The organism is Bacillota bacterium (assembly GCA_040754675.1).
Lineage (GTDB): Bacteria > Bacillota > Limnochordia > Limnochordales > Geochordaceae > Geochorda.
Genome location: JBFMCJ010000029.1, coordinates 1 through 17,405, shown reverse-complemented (window position 1 = coordinate 17,405; position 17,405 = coordinate 1). Strand labels below are relative to the sequence as shown.

Genomic DNA, 17,405 nt, shown 5'->3' with positions numbered 1-17,405 from the left:
GCCAAGCGCGGCAATCGCGCGGGGCCGGCGAGTGGGGGAAGGAAGGGGGACCGCCGTGTTTTACACGTTCAACCTCAAGGCCGTACGGTGGTGGGTGGTGGGGCTCCTGGCCGGCCTGATGGGCTGGGCCGTGTGGTCGGTCGTCGACCGCAACTCGTGGGGTTCCGCTGTGCCGGTGGCGTTCGAGAGGAACTTCGCGCCCGCTCCGGCCCTGCCCGCTGCGGGTTCCTCGACGGTGCCGGAGGCGCGCTCACCGGTGGTGCCGGGGGACGAATCGCTGGTTCCCACCGCTGCCGAACCGCCGAGGGCCGAGACGCTGCCCGCGGGCCGGAGGATGGACCCGGATGAGTTCAGGTTGAGCCGGGAGAGGTTGCGCAGCCAGGAAATGGAACTCGCAAGGCAAATCCTGGATGACCCCCAGGCGTCGGAGGCACGCAAGACCGAGGCGCAGCGCCAGCTACTGGAACTGCTCCAGCGGAGCCGCCGGGAACTGGAGATCGAGCAGTTGCTGGCTGCGGCGGGGATCACCAATGCGGCGGTGAGCATCGGGGAGTCAGGGGTGCAGGTGGTGGTGCCGCAGCCGGTCACGGCGCAGGGCGCCGCCCGGATCGGGGAACTGGTGGCACGAATGGCAGGAGTTCGCAGGGAAGATATTTCTATCATTGACAGCCTGACCGCTTTCGGGCCGGAAGGGGCCTGGCAGGAAAGCGGCCGGCCGCGGTGAACTACGTGGGCTGTGATGCGCTGGGCCGGGCGGGGGACGCGGCGGGGGCGCTTGGGCAGTAGGAGAGGGGCAACGTGATCGACGGCGCGGTCCGTTTGACGCTCAAGGAGATAAAGGAACTCATTCGTGTCCTGGACGAGACTGACGTTGCCGAGCTGACCGTCGAGAGCGACGGGGTCAAGATTTCCATCCGCAAGGCGGCGGCGTTCGGGCCGGCCAGCACGCCGGGCGCGGCTCCCGTTGCGCCCCAGTCGCCGGCCGCCCTGCCCCCCGAGGCCCAGGGGGCGGACAGCGCGCACGCGGGTGCGGCTTCCGCTCTCGAGACGAAGGTGGCGGCACCGGCAGAGGACGAGCGGATGGTGACCATCCGGGCTCCCATGGTGGGCACCTTCTATCGCGCGCCGGCCCCCGAGGCGCCGCCGTATGTGGAGGTCGGCCAGGTGGTGGAGCCGGGCCAGACGCTCTGCATCATCGAAGCCATGAAGCTGATGAACGAGATCGAGGCCGAGGTCAGGGGGAGGGTGGCCGCCATCCTGGTCGAAAACGGCCAGCCCGTCGAATACGGCCAGCCGCTGATGAGTCTGGAGCGGCTGTGAGCCCGGTCGCATCCCGCCTGTGCACTGTGCGTAGTCCCTACGCCCCCTGATTCCCCGTCGTCGAGGTGACACTATCGCCCGTGTTCGAGAAGGTGCTGATCGCCAATCGCGGGGAGATCGCGCTGCGGGTCCTCCGGGCCTGCCGGGAGCTGGGCATCCGGACGGTCGCCGTTTACTCCGAGGCGGACAAGGAGAGCCTCCCGGTACGGCTGGCCGATGAGGCCTACTGCATCGGCCCGGCTCCGTCGGCCAAGAGCTACCTGAACATCCCCAACATCATCAGCGCGGCCCTGCTTTCCGGGGTCGACGCCATTCATCCCGGCTACGGGTATCTGTCTGAGCGCGCCGACTTCGCGGAGATCTGCGAAAGCCACGGCCTCGTCTTCATCGGCCCTCCGTCGGCGGCCATCGAGCTGATGGGGGACAAGGTCAAGGCGCGGCGCCGGGTCCAGGAGGCCGGCGTTCCCGTGCTGCCGGGCAGCTCCGAGCCGGTCGGCGATCATGAGGCCCTGGAGGTGGCCGAATCCATCGGCTACCCGGTGATGGTGAAGGCGGCCGCGGGCGGCGGCGGCCGCGGTATGCGGGTTGCGCGCAGCCCCGAAGAACTGCGGCGCGTGCTCTCGGCCGCCCGGGCTGAGGCGCAGGCATCGTTCGGGGACGGGTCGGTTTACGTGGAGCGCCTGCTGGAGGGCGCCCGCCACGTGGAGATTCAGGTGCTCGCGGACCAGAGCGGCCACATGGTTCACCTGGGCGAACGGGAGTGCTCGATTCAAAGGCGCCACCAGAAGGTGATCGAGGAGGCGCCCTCGCCTGTGGTGGACGAGGGGCTCCGCCGGCAGATGGGCGAGGCCGCCATCCGGGCGGCCCGGGCGGTGGGGTACGTCAACGCCGGGACCGTGGAGTTCCTGCTCGATTCCGATCGGCGCTTCTACTTTTTGGAGATGAACACGCGCATCCAGGTCGAGCACGGGGTCACCGAGATGGTGACGGGGGTGGACCTGGTCAAGGCCCAGCTCCGCATCGCGGCCGGCGAGGAACTGTCGCTTTCGCAGGAAGACATTCGCCTGGACGGGCATGCCGTCGAATGTCGCGTCAACGGGGAGGACCCGGAGAGCTTCGTGCCCTCTCCGGGCACCATCACCTCGGTCCACCTCCCCGGGGGCCCGGGAATCCGGGTGGACACGGCCATCTTCCCGGGATACGTGGTGCCGCCCTATTATGATTCGCTTTTGGCCAAGCTGATGGCGTGGGGCCAGAACCGCGAGGAGGCACTTGCGCGCATGGCGTCGGCGCTCCGGGAGTTCCAGGTCGAAGGGATCCGCACCAACCTGGGCTTCCTGCGCCGGATCGTGGACAGCGGCGAGTTCAGGCGGGGCGAGATCTCCACCGACTTCGTACAGCGCTTCCTGCAGCAGGAGGCCCGCCGGGCGGCCGTTTGAGTCTGCTATAATGGGCTTGCGCTTTGGGGCGAGCCTCGAGGAGGGGTTCCGGTGAATTCCGATCAGTGGCCGGGTGAGCGGCGAGGCGCTGTGCCGCCTGCTTCCGGTACCGAGCCAAAGGTGGTGGCGGCGGACGGCGGCGACAGCTTCATCGAGTCCCAGGAGGGCGAACTCGGCGAGGTTCGCATCGCCAACGACGTGGTCAGCACCATCGCGGGACTCGCCGCCATTGAGGTGGAGGGCGTGGCTGGCATGAGCGGGGGCATCGCCGGGGGTATCTCCGAGATGCTCGGGCGCCGCAATCTCTCCAGGGGGGTCAAGGTGGAGGTCGGCCAGCACCAGGCGGCTCTCGACATTTACATCATCGTCAACTACGGGGTCCGAATTCCCGACGTCGCCTGGCGGGTGCAGGAGAACGTCAAGCGGCAGATCGAGACCATGACGGGCCTCGAGGTCAGCGAGGTCAACGTTCACGTCCAGGGCGTCCAACTGCCGCAGGCAGAGCGGACCGAGGAGAGCCGGGTTCGATAGGCCTTCAGGCGCGACGTCCAGGAAGGGGATACGGGGTGCACCCGCTTTCGCCCACCGCAGCACCGCACCGCGTCGACGAGCTCAAGGCCAGGCTTCCCATCGCCGACCGTCTGCTCGTGCTGTTGACAGGCCTCCTGGTGATGGCCGCCGGGTTTACCGCGCTGGCCATGGGCCTGTTCGGCTGGGACGGAGCGCTGGCGCTTTCGACGTGGGTTTCGGAGCGCGCGCTGCAGGGGCGCGTCGCGCAGACGGTGGCGGGCGCGGTCCTGGCGCTGCTGGGCGCCGCGGCGCTGCGGCCGGCGCTGAGCCCTGTCAGTTCGGAGCGCAGCATCGTACGCGCCACGGGACTCGGGGAGGTTCACATCTCACTGCGTGCCATTCAGACCCTGGCGCGCAGGGCCGCGGCACAGGTGCAGGGCATCCGGGAGGTGGAGGTCCAGATCCAGCCTTCGAGCACGGGCGATGTCAACGTGCAGCTTGCGCTGACGGTGGCTCCGGACCAGAGCATTCCTGAGCTTTGCGACGAAGTGCAGGCTCGCATCGACCAGTACCTGCGGCAGACGGCGGGAGTAAGCTGCGGGCAGATCAAGCTGATGGTGCGCGGTATCTCCCGCGAGGCCCATCGGTCCCGGCCCGACTAGGGGGCGTCGCGCGAGGGCGGACGAGCGGTATTATGGGCAGCAGGCGGCTGGCACGGGAGGTAGCGCTCCGGGTACTGTTCCAGGTGGACGTGGGCAAGGCCAATGCCCAGGCAGCCCTGGAGCGCAGCCTCAGGGAGGTGCAGCTTCCTCCGGCCCAGGAGGCTTTTGCACGCCAGCTCGTGGAGGGTACGCTGTCCCACCTGCAGGAGATCGACCGGCTCATCGCCCGTTTCGCCATCGATTGGACCCTCGAACGGATGGCCAACGTGGACCGCAACGTGATGCGGATGGCCCTCTTCGAAATCCTCTACTTGAAGGAGATTCCCCCTGGCGTCTCCATCAACGAAGCCGTCGAACTGGCCAAGAAGTACGGGGACACCGAATCGGGCAAGTTCGTGAACGGCATCCTGGGCAATGTGGTGCGGCATGTTCAGGAACGCTGACGCAAGCGCTCCAAGGGCGCCGTGGGCCCAGGAAGCCCTGTCCACCCAGGTCCTGACCGTCACGCAGCTTACCGAGCGCATCCGGGCGCGCCTCAGCGCGGACCCCCGCCTGCAGCAGGTCGCCGTCACCGGGGAGGTCACGGGCTTCAAGGCGCACTCGGCTTCGGGGCACCTGTACTTCGCCCTGAAAGACCGGACGAGCCGCCTGGCTTGCGTCATGTTTCGGAGCCAGGCACAGCGCCTGGCGTTCACCCCGCAGGACGGCATGCAGGTGCTGGCCACAGGCTACGTGGACGTGTACCCCGCGGGCGGGCTCTACCAGCTTTACGTGCAAAACCTGTACCCGGTGGGGCTGGGGCTGCTTTACGCGCGCTTGCGCGAGCTGTACGAACGCCTGAGCCGGGAGGGGCTCTTCGATGAGCAGCGCAAGCGGCCCATCCCCCGCTGGCCAAGGGCCGTGGGGGTGGTTACGTCCCTGGACGGGGCCGCGCTTCGGGACATCGAGGCCGTCTTCCGGCGGCGCAGCCCCCGCACGCCGCTCATCGTGTCGCCTGCGCAGGTGCAGGGCGAGGGGGCGGCCGCGAGTATCGTGCTGGCGCTCGAACGGATCGTTCGGTGGCCGGACGTGGACGTGGTGATCGTAGCTCGGGGCGGGGGCGCGGCGGACGAACTGTGGGTTTTCAACGACGAGCGGGTCGTCCGGGCGGTGGCGGCCTGTCCCCGGCCTGTGGTCTGTGCCGTGGGCCACGAGACCGATGTGACGGTGGCGGAACTGGCGGCAGACAGGCGGGCGCCCACCCCCTCGGCCGCGGCCGAGATCGCGGGGCCTGACGAGGCGGCCGCGGCGGCGGCATTGGAGCAGCACCGCCTGCGGCTGCGGCGGGCCATGCTTCGCCACCTGAGCGGTGCCCGGGAGCGCTTCGAGCGGGCGGCCCGTCACCCTGCCCTCGTCCGGCCGGGGCGGTGGATGGGGCACTTCCGCCAGCGGCTGGACGACCTCGTGCTGCGGGGCGGCGTGGCGGCCCGGCGGGCGGTGGAAAAGCCCAGGCTGTCGCTGGTGGAGCTGGCCGGGCGCCTGTCTGCGGCAAGCCCGCTGGACGTGCTCCGGCGCGGCTACGCCCTGGTGCAACAGGAGGCGAGCGGCAGGTGGGTGAGGAAGGCAAGCGAGGTAAGCCCGGGCGAACGGGTGAGCGTGCGGATGCTGGACGGCGCGCTGCGATGTCTCGTCGAGGCCCGCCTTGACGGGGCGTTCGCCCGGCCGGAAGCGCCCGAGACCGCCCGGGCCGGGGAGGTGTAGAGGGCCGATGAACGGTTCCGACCATGAGGTGCAGCCAGGGGCTCAGGAGGCTCCGGGGACGGCACTGAGCTTTGAAGAGGCACTGGCGCGCCTGGAGCAGGCGGTGGTGCGGCTCGAGTCCGGGGAGTTGACGCTGGAGCAAGCGCTGGCCGCTTACGAAGAAGGCGTGCGCATGGCCAGGGTATGTGCGAGCCGCCTCCAGCAGGCCGAGGCCAGGCTCGCCGTGCTCACCGAGCAAGAAGGGCGCCTCATGCTGCAGCCACACGAGGGGCCCGGGCCCAGGGCCAATGGATGAAGCTCGCCAGGTTCGTGAGGTGGCGTCGTACCTGGACCGGTGGGCGGCCCGGGTGGATGAGGAGCTCCGCGCGCTGCTCCCGCCCGAACCAGAGGCGCCGGGGATTCTGCACCGGGCCATGCGGTACTCGACGCTGGCCCCGGGTAAGCGGCTGCGGGCGGTCCTGGCGGTAGCGGGATGCGAGGCGGCGGGAGGCGATGGCTTCAGGGCCCTTCCGGCAGGGGCCGCCATTGAGATGATCCACGCGTACTCCCTCATCCACGACGATCTTCCCGCCATGGACAACGACGACTGGAGGCGCGGCCAGCCGAGCTGCCACCGGGCGTTCGGTGAGGCGGCGGCCATCCTGGCGGGCGATGCGCTGCAGACGCTCGCGTTCGAGGTACTGGCTGATCTCCCCCGGCATTCGGGCGTGAGCGCGGCGACGGCCCTGGCCATCACGGGGGTCGTCGCCCGGGCCGCTGGAAGCCGCGGCATGGCAGGCGGCCAGGCGGCGGACCTGGCGGCAGCGGGACGAAGCGTCGACAGGACGGAGCTGGACTTCATCTACCGTCACAAGACCGGCGCTCTGATCCGCGCCGCGGTCGTCTCCGGGGCGCTGGTGGCCCTGGACTCGGGGGATGAGGGCCTCAACCACCCGGTGACCCGGGCGCTGGCCGCGTATGCGGAGTCTGTGGGCGTGGCGTTTCAGATCGTCGACGACCTTCTGGATGCCGGAGACGACGCGGCCGGCCAGGAGGCAAGCTACCCGCGCCTTTTCGGCGTCCAGGAGGCCGCCCGCCAGGCCGACCGGCTGACGGCAAAGGCGATTGAAGTGCTGGCGCCACTCGGTTCGCGGGGTGAAACCCTGAGGGCGCTGGCGCGCCTTTTGCGAAACCGCACCGTCTGATGTATAGTGAAGCTGCCCCCTCACGGCGGGTGGCGCAGTATCCTAGTCGGGGCGCCGGCTGTTCTTGAGGACGGGCCTAAAAATCCGTCGAGGGCACATCGATGAAGTCCCTGGTGGCGGCTGCGGACGCCCAGTCCGGGGTGGCTGCTGGGGGTTAAGGCAGTGGGGCGATCTGCAAAGGCATGCAGGCGTTGACCCTGCTGCCGCGGAGACCCATGTACGTGGGGCGCCCGCCGCAACCGAAGGAGGCCGGGCAAACTACGGCGTGGGCCCAGAACCTGCACGCGGTGTTGACGCATGAGGGGCCGGAGGCTCCGGGTGCCTGCGCTGGGTGCAGTGTAGCCTGCCTTGAGCCGCCGCGCGGGAGGGCTACTTTCGCAGGTCCTGCCCGTCAGGGCCCGGACGGCTAGACCGAAGCGGCCTGAAAGCGCGGGGGCAAAAGAGGCTAGAGAACGGTGCGCCCCGTCGAGGAAAACTCCTAGGCTGTCCTCCCTGCATTTGAGGGGCGCCTTGGGGATTGCGGTGTGGACTAAGTGGTAATCCAGCCCTGCTGTCGGCGACGCGGCAGAGCGGCCGGAAAGGGGAAACCGCCGGCCCGGCGACGGGCCGGAGGGCTGTCTGGGAAAACCTGCTGGACCTGAAGCCACAATATTTACTCAAGGCGCTGCCACCCGTCGAGGGGTTCAAGGCACAACAGGGGCGGCGGCAGGCGGGACACAGAGGAAGTTCCGCCCTGCCGCCGCCGTTCGTGACAGCGGGACGATGAAAGGGGAAGGGTTCTGGGATCGGTGGACAGTCGCCCCCTCAGGCGCTTCGTTAGCGTTGGGTTCGGTGCTGCTGCGATCTCCCTGGTGCTGGCTTCCCTGAGCGCCGGGGCGACCGCTTCACTGGGCCTTCCTGCCAGCGTTCTGGGGCTCGTCGCCGTCATCGGGGTGGGTGTCCTGTTCGACATCATCGGCGTCGCCGCCACCGCCGCCACCGAGGAAGGCTTTCACGCCATGGCGGCCGACCGCGTCGTCGGGGCCCGGCAGGCCATCTGGATCGTGCGAAACGCCGACCGCGTCGCCAACTTCACGAACGACGTGGTCGGGGACGCCGCGGGCATCCTATCGGGCGCCATCGGGGCGGCGCTGGTGGCCGAGCTCGCCGCCCGCCAGGGAGCTTCTGCCCAGGCGTGGGCCAGTGCCGTCATGGTGGCCCTGGTTTCCGGGCTGGCGGTGGGCGGGAAGGCCGCATTCAAGTCCTTCGCCATCCGGCGCGCCAACGATGTGGTCTTCACCATCGGGCGGGCCGTTGCCACCCTTGAGCGGCTGGTGGGCCGCTCCCTTTTGGGGGCGAGTTCCGTGCCCCGAAAGCGCTCTTCAAACGGCAGGCGGAGGTCGCGGGTGGTGCGGGAGAGGATGCGCCCCCGTTGAAGGCCGGCGGCCGGCGCGGCAGGCCTGAGGGGCCCGACGTCCGGGCAGGAGCCGACCCGGAGCAGGCCGGGGCCATTCGGGCGGATCAGCTTCTCGTCCGGGAGGGCCTGGCCGAAAGCCGGGAACAGGCCCAGGAGCTGATCCGCTCGGGGCGGGTGCGGCTCGAGGGGAAGGTACTCGACCGGCCGGGGAGACGCCTTGCGCCCACGGCCCGGCTGGAGGTGGGGGAGCCCCTTCACCCCTATGTGAGCCGCGGCGGGCTGAAGCTCGAGCGGGTGCTGCGCACGGTTCCCATCCCCACGCAGAGTGCGGTGGCCATGGACGTGGGCGCCTCGACGGGCGGCTTTACCGACTGCCTGCTCCAGCACGGGGTTCGCAAGGTCTTTGCCGTGGACGTGGGCTACGGGCAGCTCGCCTGGCGGCTGCGGACCGATCCCCGGGTGGTGGTGCTGGAGCGCACCAACATCCGTTACCTTGACCCGGGGCGGCTTGGCGAGCGGGTCGATATCATCACGGTGGACGTTTCGTTCATCTCCGTCACCCTGTTTCTCTCCCATCTCACCCGGTTTTTCGCCGCGGAAGGATGGGCGGCCATCCTGGTGAAGCCCCAGTTTGAAGCCGGGCGCGCCCAGGTGAAGAGAGGCGGGGTGGTCAGGGACCCCGCCGTGCACCGCGAGGTCCTGGAGAAGGTGGCGCGGGCCGGAATGGAGGCCGGCTTCGGCGTCGAAGCCATGGTGGCGAGCCCGATCCTGGGGCCGAAAGGCAACGCGGAATTCTTCATCGTATTCAAATGGCCGGGTGTAGCGTGTTGTGCCGGACAGCTCCGGTCGTTCATCGAGGCGGCGCTGGCCGGGGCACCGTACCCGGCGAAGGAGGAGGCGTAGCACACCTGGCCCGTGTTAGTCGGCTGATCCTGGCTCCCCACCGGGAGAAGAGCCAGGCCCTGGAGCTGGCCATGGGCCTGGTGGAACGGATCGGCCAGCTTGGCGCCAGGGTTTGGCTGGACGCCTCCGCTGCGGAGGCGCTGAACCGCCCCGACCTGGCCTGGCCGCAAGGGAGCTGGGCCGGCGCGGATGCCGTGGTGGTGCTGGGCGGCGACGGGGCGCTGCTGCACGCGGCCCGCCAGGCGGCGCCCCTCGGGGTGGCCGTTCTGGGGGTCAACGTGGGGCGCCTCGGTTTTCTGGCGGAGGTCGAGGCGTCGGAGTTCCCGTCCATGCTGCAGAGCCTGGTCGAGGGTGACTTCCGAGTGGAGGAGCGCATGATGGTCGAGGCGCTCCTGATGCGAGAAGAGCGCGAGTCCGGAAGCTTCCTCGCCCTGAACGACGTGGTGGTGGCCCGTTCCACGTTCAGCCGCATCGCGCGGCTCGAGGCGCGCGCCGGGGACGCGGTCATCGGCAGCTTCCCGGCGGACGGCCTCATCGTGGCCACCCCCACGGGTTCCACCGCCTATTCGCTCTCGGCCGGCGGCCCCATCGTCCATCCCCTGCTGGACTGCCTCGTCATCACGCCTATCTGCCCGCATTCGCTGGCCGCGCGACCCGTGGTGATCCGGCCGGAGGAGACGGTGACCATCTCCGTTCAAGGGCCGAGCGACGAACTGGTGCTGACCGTGGACGGGCAGCAGAGCCAGACCATGCGCCCGACCGACGTCGTGGTGGTGCGGCGGGCGCCGTTCCGGGCGCGCCTTGTGCGCCTGAGCGGGCGTTCGCCTTATACCGTGTTGCGCCAGCGATTGAGCCATCCGGAGGTGTAGGGGCGCGCAGATGAAAGCCCGGCGTCAGTCGGCCATCCTTCGCATCGTGCGGGACGTGCCCATCCAGACGCAGGAAGAGATGATCGAGTACCTCCGCCGACAGGGCATCCGTGCCACCCAGGCGACCATTTCCCGGGACATCAAGGAACTGCGCCTGGTGAAGGTGCCCACGGGAGACGGCCGCTACCGCTACGCGCAAGCCCGGGAACCCGACATGGCGGAGCGGCTGGCCCGCGCCCGGCGCGCCATTCAGGAGTACGTGGTGGGCGTGGAGGCGGCGGGCCACCTGGTGCTGGTTCGTACGCTTTCCGGGACCGCCAACGCCGTCGCCGCGGCGCTGGACGGCCTCAACTGGCCCGAGATCATCGGTACCATCGCCGGAGACGACTCGATTCTCGTGCTGGTGCGGCCGGCGGGGCAGGCCCGGCTGGATCCGAACTCCAGGCTGGTGCTTGACCGGATCCTGCAGCTGCGCTGATGGTGCGCGGACGGGCGGGGGGTGTTGCGGCTGCTTCGGGAGCTGTACGTCGAAAACCTCGCGCTGCTGGAAAAAGCACGCGTCCCTTTCGGGCGGGGTTTCAACGTGCTGACGGGGGAGACCGGCGCCGGCAAGTCCCTGGTGCTGGACGCGCTGGGCGTGGCCGTGGGGCAGCGTGCCACCTCGGAGCTTGTGCGCGCGGGTGCGGCGCAGGCCAGGGTCGAGGCCTCGTTCGAGGTGGACGAGTCCTCTCCGCTGGGCCAACAACTTGCCGCGATGGGATCTGCTCCCGAGGACGGCCTGGTGATCCTGTCCAGGGAGTTCACGGCCTCAGGGCGCAGCCGAAGCCGCATCAACGGCCGGATGGTCACCACGGGGGAACTGGCGAGGCTTGGGGAGCTTCTCGTCAGCATCCACACGCAGCACGAAAGCCAGCGCTTGCTCCTGCCCTCGGCCCAGCTCGCGCTGCTCGACGCCTTCGCCGGCGAAGAGGCCGTGAAGCTGGCGGCCGAGGTCGCGCGCACGTGGCAGGAGATGCAAAAGCTTTCTCAGGAACTCGAAGCGCTACGCCAGGGTGAACGCCAGAGGCTTCACGAGCTCGATCTCTTGCGCTTCCAGATCGACGAGATCGCGGCGGCCCGGCTTTCTGCAGACGAAGAGCCCGAGCTGCTGGCGGAGCACGCGCGCCTGTCCAATGCGGCACGGCTTCAGGAGCTTTTGGGCGAGGCCCTGGAGAGCCTGGCCGGTCAGGGGGGCCTAGACGGCAGCGCTGCGAGCATGGCGGCCGCCGCCGGCCGGGCGCTTTCCGAGGCCGCCGCTCTCGACCCCGAGGCCGCGCCGCTCGCCGGGGAACTGCGCACCCTGAGCGAGCAGCTTGCGGAGCTTGCGCGGGCGGTGCGCCGGCACCTGGAGCGCTGCGAGCCGAACCCGTCGCGGCAGGCCGAGGTGGAGGCGCGCCTCGACCTCATCGACCGCCTGAAGCGCAAGTACGGCCAGACCATCGAAGCGGTGCTCGCCTACCAGGACGAGGCGCGCCAGCGCCTCAGCGACCTGGTGCAGCAGAGCGCGCGCTCCGGCGAAGTGGAGCGAGCGCTCGAGGAGCTTCAAGCCCGTTACCAGGAGATGAGCCACCGCCTGAGCGCCATCCGCCGCGATGCGGCGCGCCGCCTGGGCGAGGCGGTCGAGACCGAACTCCGTGACCTCGCCATGCCTAAGGCGCGCTTCGAGGTGGTGCTGGAGGCTGCCGAACCCGGCCCGTCGGGGCTGGAGCGAGCGAGCTTCCTTTTCTCCGCCAACCCCGGCGAACCGCCCCGGCCGCTTGCGCGGGTGGCCTCCGGTGGCGAGCTCTCGCGCACCATGCTGGCCTGCCGGACCGTGCTGGCCGGCCTGGACCCGGTACCGGTACTGGTTTTTGACGAACCGGACGCCGGGCTTGGGGGCCGGGCCGCGCAGGCGGTCGCCGAACGCCTGGCGCGCCTCGGGCGGCTGCGCCAGGTGCTGGTGGTCACACACCTCCCCCAGGTGGCCAGCATGGCTGACTTCCACCTCAGCGTCCGAAAGCTCGAAAAGGACGGGGCGACCCAGGTGGAGGTAGGGGCGCTCTCGGCCGAGGAGCGCGTTCAGGAACTGGCACGCATGCTGGGCGGCGCCCGGGTCACGGAGTCGGCGGAGCGCCATGCCACGGAACTGCTGAGGCTGGCAGGGCAGGCCAAAGCCGCGACGTAGCGAGCCAGGACAGCCACTCACTCACCCCGCGGCCCCACCGTCCCTCCGGGGAAATTAGCCCGGAGGCGTCGCGGATGGAAAGGCTGCCCAGGGCGCTGTTGCGGCTTGTCCGGTCGCTTGCTTTCATCCTCACGCTGGTCCTGGGCATCTCGGCGGTCGGACTGCTGGCCTCCCCGGGCCGGATCCGGGCGGTATCCGGGCGGGTCTCGGTTCTCCCGCTCTTGCCCATCATCCACGTCACGGGGCCCGAGGACGAGTTCCTGGTGATGTCCCGAGGTCCCAGGGGCGTGGCGGTGCGGTTCCCCCGCCCGGGAAGCGTGCGACTGCAGCTCAGTTTGTGGGGCTGGCTGCAGTTGAGGCCCCTGGTCGTCGACGTGGTCCCGCCGCTTCACCTGGTGCCGGGAGGGCAGGCCATCGGGGTGATGCTGGCTCCCAGAGGGGTGCTGGTGGAGCGCACCGTCCCGGTGAGAGACGGCGGCGGGCGCATGCGCTACCCCGCCCGGGAGGCCGGCATCGAACCAGGTGACGTCATCGTGGCGGCAGACGGCCGGCCCGTGACGGCGCCGGAGGAACTGGCGCGCCTCATCGGTCGCGCCGCGGCCTCACGCCGTCCGGTGCGCCTCACCTTCGTCCGGGACAGGCACCGCCAGGAGACCAGCCTGCTTCCGGCGCCGGTGGCCCCCTCACGGGCGGGCGGCGGCGAGGAAGGCCGATCCCGGTGGAGTCACGCCGCAGGGCTTCTCGTGCGGGATCCGGCGGTCGGCGTCGGGACGCTCACCTTCTACGACCCCCGGTCCGGCCGCTTCGGCGCTCTCGGGCACATGGTCATGGAGGCTTCCCGCCGCCCCGCTCCCATGCCCGAGGGGCGCATCGTCCGCGCGTCCATCGCGAGCATCGCCGCAGCTGGCCGGGGGCAGCCAGGCGAAAAGGTCGGCATCTTCCGGCACCAGGACGGCGAACTGGGCATCATCGAGCGCAACACCCCCGTCGGCATCTTCGGTCGCCTGCTCGAATCCCCGCCCCCGGGATCCTACCGGTCGTGGCTACCGGTAGCCCTCGAGGGGCAGGTAAAGGAGGGGCCGGCCGTCGGGTTGACCGTGCTGGAGGGGGAAGAGGTGGAGCCCTTCAGCATGGAGATCCTGCGGGTGCGATCCCTGGGGGTTCCCGAGTCGCAGCGGCTGGTGGTCAAGGTCACCGACCCGCGCGTTTTGAGCCGGGCCGGCGGCATCGTCCAGGGGATGAGCGGCAGCCCTATCATCCAGGATGGGCACCTGGTGGGCGCCATCACCCACGTGGCCGTGCAGGATCCGTCGCGCGGCTTCGGGGTGCTCATCGAGCCCATGGTGGAAGCCTCCGGGCTGTGGGGATCGGGCGCAGGAGCAAGGGCAATGGTCACGAATACTGATCGCGCCGCGTGAGATGCTCCGGCCGCGAGTCTTCTTGCCCAGGAGGGAGCCGCCGTGCAGGGATACTCCGTGCTCGTCAGCAACGATCCCCAGGGTTTCGGGCGCGCGCTGGCCGCCGCCATGGCCGCCGATCCCGCCACGTTTGCCCATGTGCACATCGCCTCGTCGGCCCTGGAACTGGAGCACCTCCTGGCAGAGCTGCAGCCCCATCTGCTGGTGGTGGACCTGGCGCTGAACGGGCTTGGCGGCCCCGCCGGGGCGGAACGGCTGGCCGCCTGGTGGCGCAGGCGCCCGGGCATCAACGGGCAGCCAGGGGCTGGCTCGAGCCGGCGCCTGGTGGTGGTCAGCCCGCTTGGAGACGACACCCTCGTGGCCCAGGTCTTCAGCTGGGGTGCCGACTACTTCATCGTGCGCCCCTTCGACCTTTCCATTGCGGTGGCGCGCCTTCGTGAACTGCTGACGGGCACCCGCGTGCCGCCGCGCCCCGCCCGGTCCCACCGCCTGAGGGAACTGGAGAGCCGGGTCATCCGGCACCTCGAGGAACTGGGGGTCCCGCCCCATTACAAGGGTCGGGCTTACCTGAAGGATGCCATCGCGATGGTCGTCGAGGACCGGGATCTCATCACCCGGGTGACCAAGGAACTTTACCCCCGCATCGCCAGCCTTCACCAAACTTCCGCGTTCAAGGTGGAACGATCGATCCGCCACGCCATCGAGTCGACGGTGGAACGGGGGAATCTGGACCGGATACACGCGCTGTTCACGGACCTGATGGACGAGAGAAGGACCCGCCCCACCAATTCCGCCTTCATCGCCAGGATGGCCGACCGCATCCGGGCGGAGATGGGCCGCTGATCCGCCAGGCTTCTGCGGGGCCTTCGCGCTCGCAGGCAGGTGAAAGATCCCGCCTCCCGTCGTGAAGACTATCGCGGGGAGGCGAGCGCGCCGTTGGGTGCCCTCCGAACAGGCCGGCTCACCAGGCGAGTGGGTGGCCATCGAAGCTGCGCCAGGGGCCGCGTGCGGCTGGGCCCGGTCACCAAGCAACTGGCCAGGGAGCTTCGGCCCGGGGAGATCGCGGTCATTGCCCACCAGGACCTGGACTCGGCTACCGCCGCCGACGTCCTGGCGGCGAGGCCGGCCGGCGTGGTGAACGGGCTCTCGTCCTTGACCGGGAAGGTGCCCGTAGAGGGCGGGAGGATGCTCCTGCAGGCGGGCATTCCGGTGCTCGACGAGGCAGGACAGGATCTGCTCCGGCGGCTTGAGCCCGGTCGATACGTGCGCATCGTGGGCGACCGCCTTCTGGATGCTCGGGGGCGCTTGATTGCTCGCGGGCGCCGCCTCACCCTCCGAGAGGTGGAAGTGCGGCTGGCCCAGGCCCGCCAGCGCCTGCCTGCGCTGGCCGCGGGTTTCGTCGACAACACCGTGGGCTACCTGCAGCGGGAAAAACGGCTGCTGGTGGACGACGTCTGGGTCCCGCCCCTCGTGACCCCGATGTCGGGAAGACCCGCCCTGGTGGTCGTCCGCAGTGACACCTCCCGCCGCGACCTCCCGATCCTGCGGCCCTTCGTCCGCCAGGCGCGGCCCGTGGTCATCGGCGTGGACGGCGGGGCCGACGTGCTGCTGGCCGAGGGGCTGCGGCCCGACGTCGTGGTCGGGGACATGGATTCGGTCAGTGACCGGGCGCTCGTGGCCGCCCGGGAATTGGTGGTGCACGCATACCCGAACGGTTCGGCCCCCGGCCTTTCCCGTGTGCGGTCGCTGGGGCGCTTTGCGCACGTGATGCCGTCGGCGGGCACCAGCGAAGACGTGGCGCTTCTGCTTGCGTATGCGGCAGGAGCCCGTCCCATTGTGGCGGTTGGGGCCCACACGGGCCTCCATGACTTCCTGGAGCGCGGGCGTGCCGGGATGGCCAGCACGCTTCTGGTGAGGATGCGGGTGGGTCACGTGCTGGTGGACGCGCGCGGGTTTGCGAGCGTGTTCCCGCCGGGTACACCCTGGCTTCCCTGCGCCTCGGTGGTGGCCGCGGCCGCCTCCTGTCTGGCCGCCATCGCCCTGGCCTCCGAGGTCTTGCGGCTCATGCTTCGCCTCTTCTGGATCCGGCTGCAGGCCGGGCTGCTGCTGGGGGGCATCGGCTGAGGGAGCCATGGCCGACCTCCACCACCAGGCCCTCTCCATCACGGCCGTCTTCGTCGCCCTGGCGGTCGGCGTGGCTGCCGGTGCGGCCGCGGTTGGCGGCCGCCTGGGAAGCCAGGGTGAACTGGTGGCGCAGCTCGAGCGGCAGTTTTCAGCCCTGCAGGCGCAGCTGGCAACCGCGGCTGCCAGGGAGCGGCAGGCCCAGGCCACGCTGCGCCTCTACGAGCAGGCGCTGAACCGGCTGATCCCGGTCGTGACCTCAGGCCACATGGCGGGGCTGCCGGTGCGGATCGAGGCCTCGCCCGGCGCGCAGAAGCCCGCGGCCGCCTTAGCCGCGCTTCTGGCAGAGTCGGGGGCCCGGGTGCAAAGTGTGGAGGTGCCGGCGCAGGCAGCACCGGCTTTCGTGCTGGTCCGAACGCCGTGCAGCGCCGTCGCCGGGTTCGTCGGTCCCCCTCTCCCCGGAGGGGAGGGCCGCCTCCCGCCGTCTCTGGCCACCGCGACGGCGCCCGCAGGCGCCTGGGTGTGGCAGGTGGAGTCCGCCCTGGGGCGCCTTTCCTTGTTGATTTCGATCATCGAAGGGCAGAAAGGTTACGTCAGCGCCCGAAGGGTTGTCGAGCATCTCGGGGAGCTCGCCTCGCGGCGCCCCGGTGAGCGCCGTGGTGCCTGCCTTTAACGAGGTCCGGACGGTGGCGCCCACAGTTGGCGCGCTCAGGCGTATCCCGGGCCTGGCCGAGGTGATCGTGGTGGACGACGGCTCGACGGATGGCACCGCGCAGGAGGCCTCCAGGGCCGGGGCGCGGGTGGTGCGGTTGGCCCGCCGCGCGGGCAAGGCCGGAGCCGTTCGGGCCGGTGCCCGCCTGGCACGAGGCGGCGTCATCCTGATGGCCGACGCAGATCTGGGCAAAAGCGCCGCCCGACTGGACGTGCTGTGCGAGGCCGTCCGCAGCGGCGAGGCCGACCTGGCCGTGGCACTGCCGGTGGGCCGGGAAGGCGCGGGGCTTGGCCTCGTGCGGAAGCTTGCGGGGTGGGGCACACGTTGGCTGGCCGGGTGCGCCCCCCTGGCACCGATCTCGGGCCAGCGGGCTTTTCGGACGGATCTCGCGCCACTCTTGCTCGACGGGCCTGCCCGGCGCTTCGGGGTGGAGGTCCAGATCAACGTGCTGGCCGCCCGCCACGGGCTCAAGGTGCTGGAGATCCCGGTGGAGTTGAGCCACCGCACCACCGGTTGGGACCTGGCGGGGTGGGCCCATCGAGGCCGGCAGTTTTACGATGTCGCCTGGACGCTGTGGAGACTGGCAGGGACGCCAGGACGAGAGGGCGGTCGGTAGCGATGGCTGAGGGTGCCCTGGCTCGCAAGGCAGTGGCTGCTTCGGTGGCTGCGTACTGGCTGGCACGCCGTGCGACCCCGGCCGTCGGCCGCGTGCTGCACGCAGCCGGGCTGACAAGGCAGCGCCGGGCAGATGGGGCCAAGATCCCTACGGCCGCGGGCCTGGTTCCGGTGGTGGCGGGCCTCTGGGCCGAATCGCTCTTTGAGGTGAGCCGGCGGGGCTTGACGGCCGGCCGCCTGCCCGCGGTCGCGGCGGCCCTGGCAGGGATGGTCGACGACGCAGGACGCACCCCGGGCCCGAGAGGATGGCGCC

20 protein-coding genes are annotated in these 17,405 nt (G+C 70.3%); all 20 read left to right on the top strand.

Annotated elements, in window-relative coordinates; translation table 11 throughout:
• Window positions 1-724: SpoIIIAH-like family protein (locus tag AB1609_03310; protein ID MEW6045495.1), on the top strand; the 724-nt coding region annotated here is incomplete at its 5' end.
• A gap of 74 nt (window positions 725-798) precedes the next feature.
• Entirely contained in the window at window positions 799-1,320 is a 522-nt protein-coding gene (gene accB, locus AB1609_03305; protein ID MEW6045494.1) for an acetyl-CoA carboxylase biotin carboxyl carrier protein, read from the top strand.
• 80 nt (window positions 1,321-1,400) lie between these two features.
• Complete coding sequence (accC, locus tag AB1609_03300; protein MEW6045493.1) at window positions 1,401-2,759, top strand: acetyl-CoA carboxylase biotin carboxylase subunit; 1,359 nt, start codon at window positions 1,401-1,403, stop codon at window positions 2,757-2,759.
• A gap of 123 nt (window positions 2,760-2,882) precedes the next feature.
• On the top strand, window positions 2,883-3,290 hold the full coding sequence (locus AB1609_03295; GenBank protein MEW6045492.1) for an Asp23/Gls24 family envelope stress response protein: 408 nt from the start codon (window positions 2,883-2,885) through the stop codon (window positions 3,288-3,290).
• Between the two features lie 35 nt (window positions 3,291-3,325).
• Complete coding sequence (amaP, locus tag AB1609_03290; protein MEW6045491.1) at window positions 3,326-3,931, top strand: alkaline shock response membrane anchor protein AmaP; 606 nt, start codon at window positions 3,326-3,328, stop codon at window positions 3,929-3,931.
• 32 nt (window positions 3,932-3,963) lie between these two features.
• A complete protein-coding gene (gene nusB / locus AB1609_03285; protein ID MEW6045490.1) occupies window positions 3,964-4,374 on the top strand; it encodes a transcription antitermination factor NusB in 411 nt (136 codons plus the stop codon).
• Window positions 4,358-5,671, top strand: a complete 1,314-nt coding sequence (gene xseA / locus AB1609_03280; GenBank protein MEW6045489.1) for an exodeoxyribonuclease VII large subunit — start codon at window positions 4,358-4,360, stop codon at window positions 5,669-5,671. The genes nusB and xseA overlap by 17 nt, the downstream gene beginning before the upstream one ends.
• A gap of 7 nt (window positions 5,672-5,678) precedes the next feature.
• Entirely contained in the window at window positions 5,679-5,966 is a 288-nt protein-coding gene (locus AB1609_03275; GenBank protein MEW6045488.1) for an exodeoxyribonuclease VII small subunit, read from the top strand.
• A 19-nt stretch (window positions 5,967-5,985) separates the two neighbouring features.
• Window positions 5,986-6,855, top strand: a complete 870-nt coding sequence (locus AB1609_03270) for a polyprenyl synthetase family protein (GenBank protein ID MEW6045487.1) — start codon at window positions 5,986-5,988, stop codon at window positions 6,853-6,855.
• Between the two features lie 788 nt (window positions 6,856-7,643).
• Window positions 7,644-8,270 (top strand): hypothetical protein, encoded by a 627-nt coding sequence (locus AB1609_03265; GenBank protein ID MEW6045486.1) that lies wholly within the window; start codon window positions 7,644-7,646, stop codon window positions 8,268-8,270.
• On the top strand, window positions 8,267-9,154 hold the full coding sequence (locus AB1609_03260) for a TlyA family RNA methyltransferase (protein ID MEW6045485.1): 888 nt from the start codon (window positions 8,267-8,269) through the stop codon (window positions 9,152-9,154). Before AB1609_03265 ends, AB1609_03260 begins: the two co-directional genes overlap by 4 nt.
• The gene (locus AB1609_03255; GenBank protein MEW6045484.1) at window positions 9,079-10,023 is read left to right on the top strand and encodes an NAD(+)/NADH kinase; all 945 of its coding nucleotides are present in this window, start codon (window positions 9,079-9,081) and stop codon (window positions 10,021-10,023) included. Before AB1609_03260 ends, AB1609_03255 begins: the two co-directional genes overlap by 76 nt.
• Window positions 10,024-10,033: 10 nt before the next feature.
• Window positions 10,034-10,501 carry an arginine repressor gene (locus tag AB1609_03250; protein MEW6045483.1) on the top strand — a complete coding sequence of 156 codons (468 nt, stop codon included), beginning with the start codon at window positions 10,034-10,036 and terminating at the stop codon, window positions 10,499-10,501.
• 21 nt (window positions 10,502-10,522) lie between these two features.
• A complete protein-coding gene (gene recN / locus AB1609_03245; protein ID MEW6045482.1) occupies window positions 10,523-12,226 on the top strand; it encodes a DNA repair protein RecN in 1,704 nt (567 codons plus the stop codon).
• 74 nt (window positions 12,227-12,300) lie between these two features.
• A complete protein-coding gene (gene spoIVB, locus AB1609_03240) occupies window positions 12,301-13,644 on the top strand; it encodes a SpoIVB peptidase (GenBank protein MEW6045481.1) in 1,344 nt (447 codons plus the stop codon).
• Window positions 13,645-13,686: 42 nt separating this feature from the next.
• Window positions 13,687-14,487 (top strand): sporulation initiation factor Spo0A C-terminal domain-containing protein, encoded by an 801-nt coding sequence (locus AB1609_03235; GenBank protein ID MEW6045480.1) that lies wholly within the window; start codon window positions 13,687-13,689, stop codon window positions 14,485-14,487.
• 93 nt (window positions 14,488-14,580) lie between these two features.
• A complete protein-coding gene (steA, locus tag AB1609_03230) occupies window positions 14,581-15,768 on the top strand; it encodes a putative cytokinetic ring protein SteA (protein MEW6045479.1) in 1,188 nt (395 codons plus the stop codon).
• Between the two features lie 7 nt (window positions 15,769-15,775).
• A complete protein-coding gene (locus AB1609_03225; protein ID MEW6045478.1) occupies window positions 15,776-16,438 on the top strand; it encodes a copper transporter in 663 nt (220 codons plus the stop codon).
• Between the two features lie 13 nt (window positions 16,439-16,451).
• Window positions 16,452-17,093, top strand: coding sequence for a glycosyltransferase (locus AB1609_03220; protein ID MEW6045477.1), 642 nt, complete (start codon window positions 16,452-16,454; stop codon window positions 17,091-17,093).
• Between the two features lie 2 nt (window positions 17,094-17,095).
• A partial coding sequence (locus AB1609_03215; protein MEW6045476.1) for a hypothetical protein occupies window positions 17,096-17,405 on the top strand: 310 nt, incomplete at its 3' end.

What these genes read in the sequence shown, in the direction of transcription:
- AB1609_03225 (MEW6045478.1), top strand. Translation starts at nt 15,776, where the DNA reads ATGGCCGACCTCCACCACCAGGCCCTCTCCATCACGGCCGTCTTCGTC.
- spoIVB (MEW6045481.1), top strand. Translation starts at nt 12,301, where the DNA reads ATGGAAAGGCTGCCCAGGGCGCTGTTGCGGCTTGTCCGGTCGCTTGCT.
- xseA (MEW6045489.1), top strand. Translation starts at nt 4,358, where the DNA reads ATGTTCAGGAACGCTGACGCAAGCGCTCCAAGGGCGCCGTGGGCCCAG.
- nusB (MEW6045490.1), top strand. Translation starts at nt 3,964, where the DNA reads ATGGGCAGCAGGCGGCTGGCACGGGAGGTAGCGCTCCGGGTACTGTTC.
- AB1609_03275 (MEW6045488.1), top strand. Translation starts at nt 5,679, where the DNA reads ATGAACGGTTCCGACCATGAGGTGCAGCCAGGGGCTCAGGAGGCTCCG.
- AB1609_03250 (MEW6045483.1), top strand. Translation starts at nt 10,034, where the DNA reads ATGAAAGCCCGGCGTCAGTCGGCCATCCTTCGCATCGTGCGGGACGTG.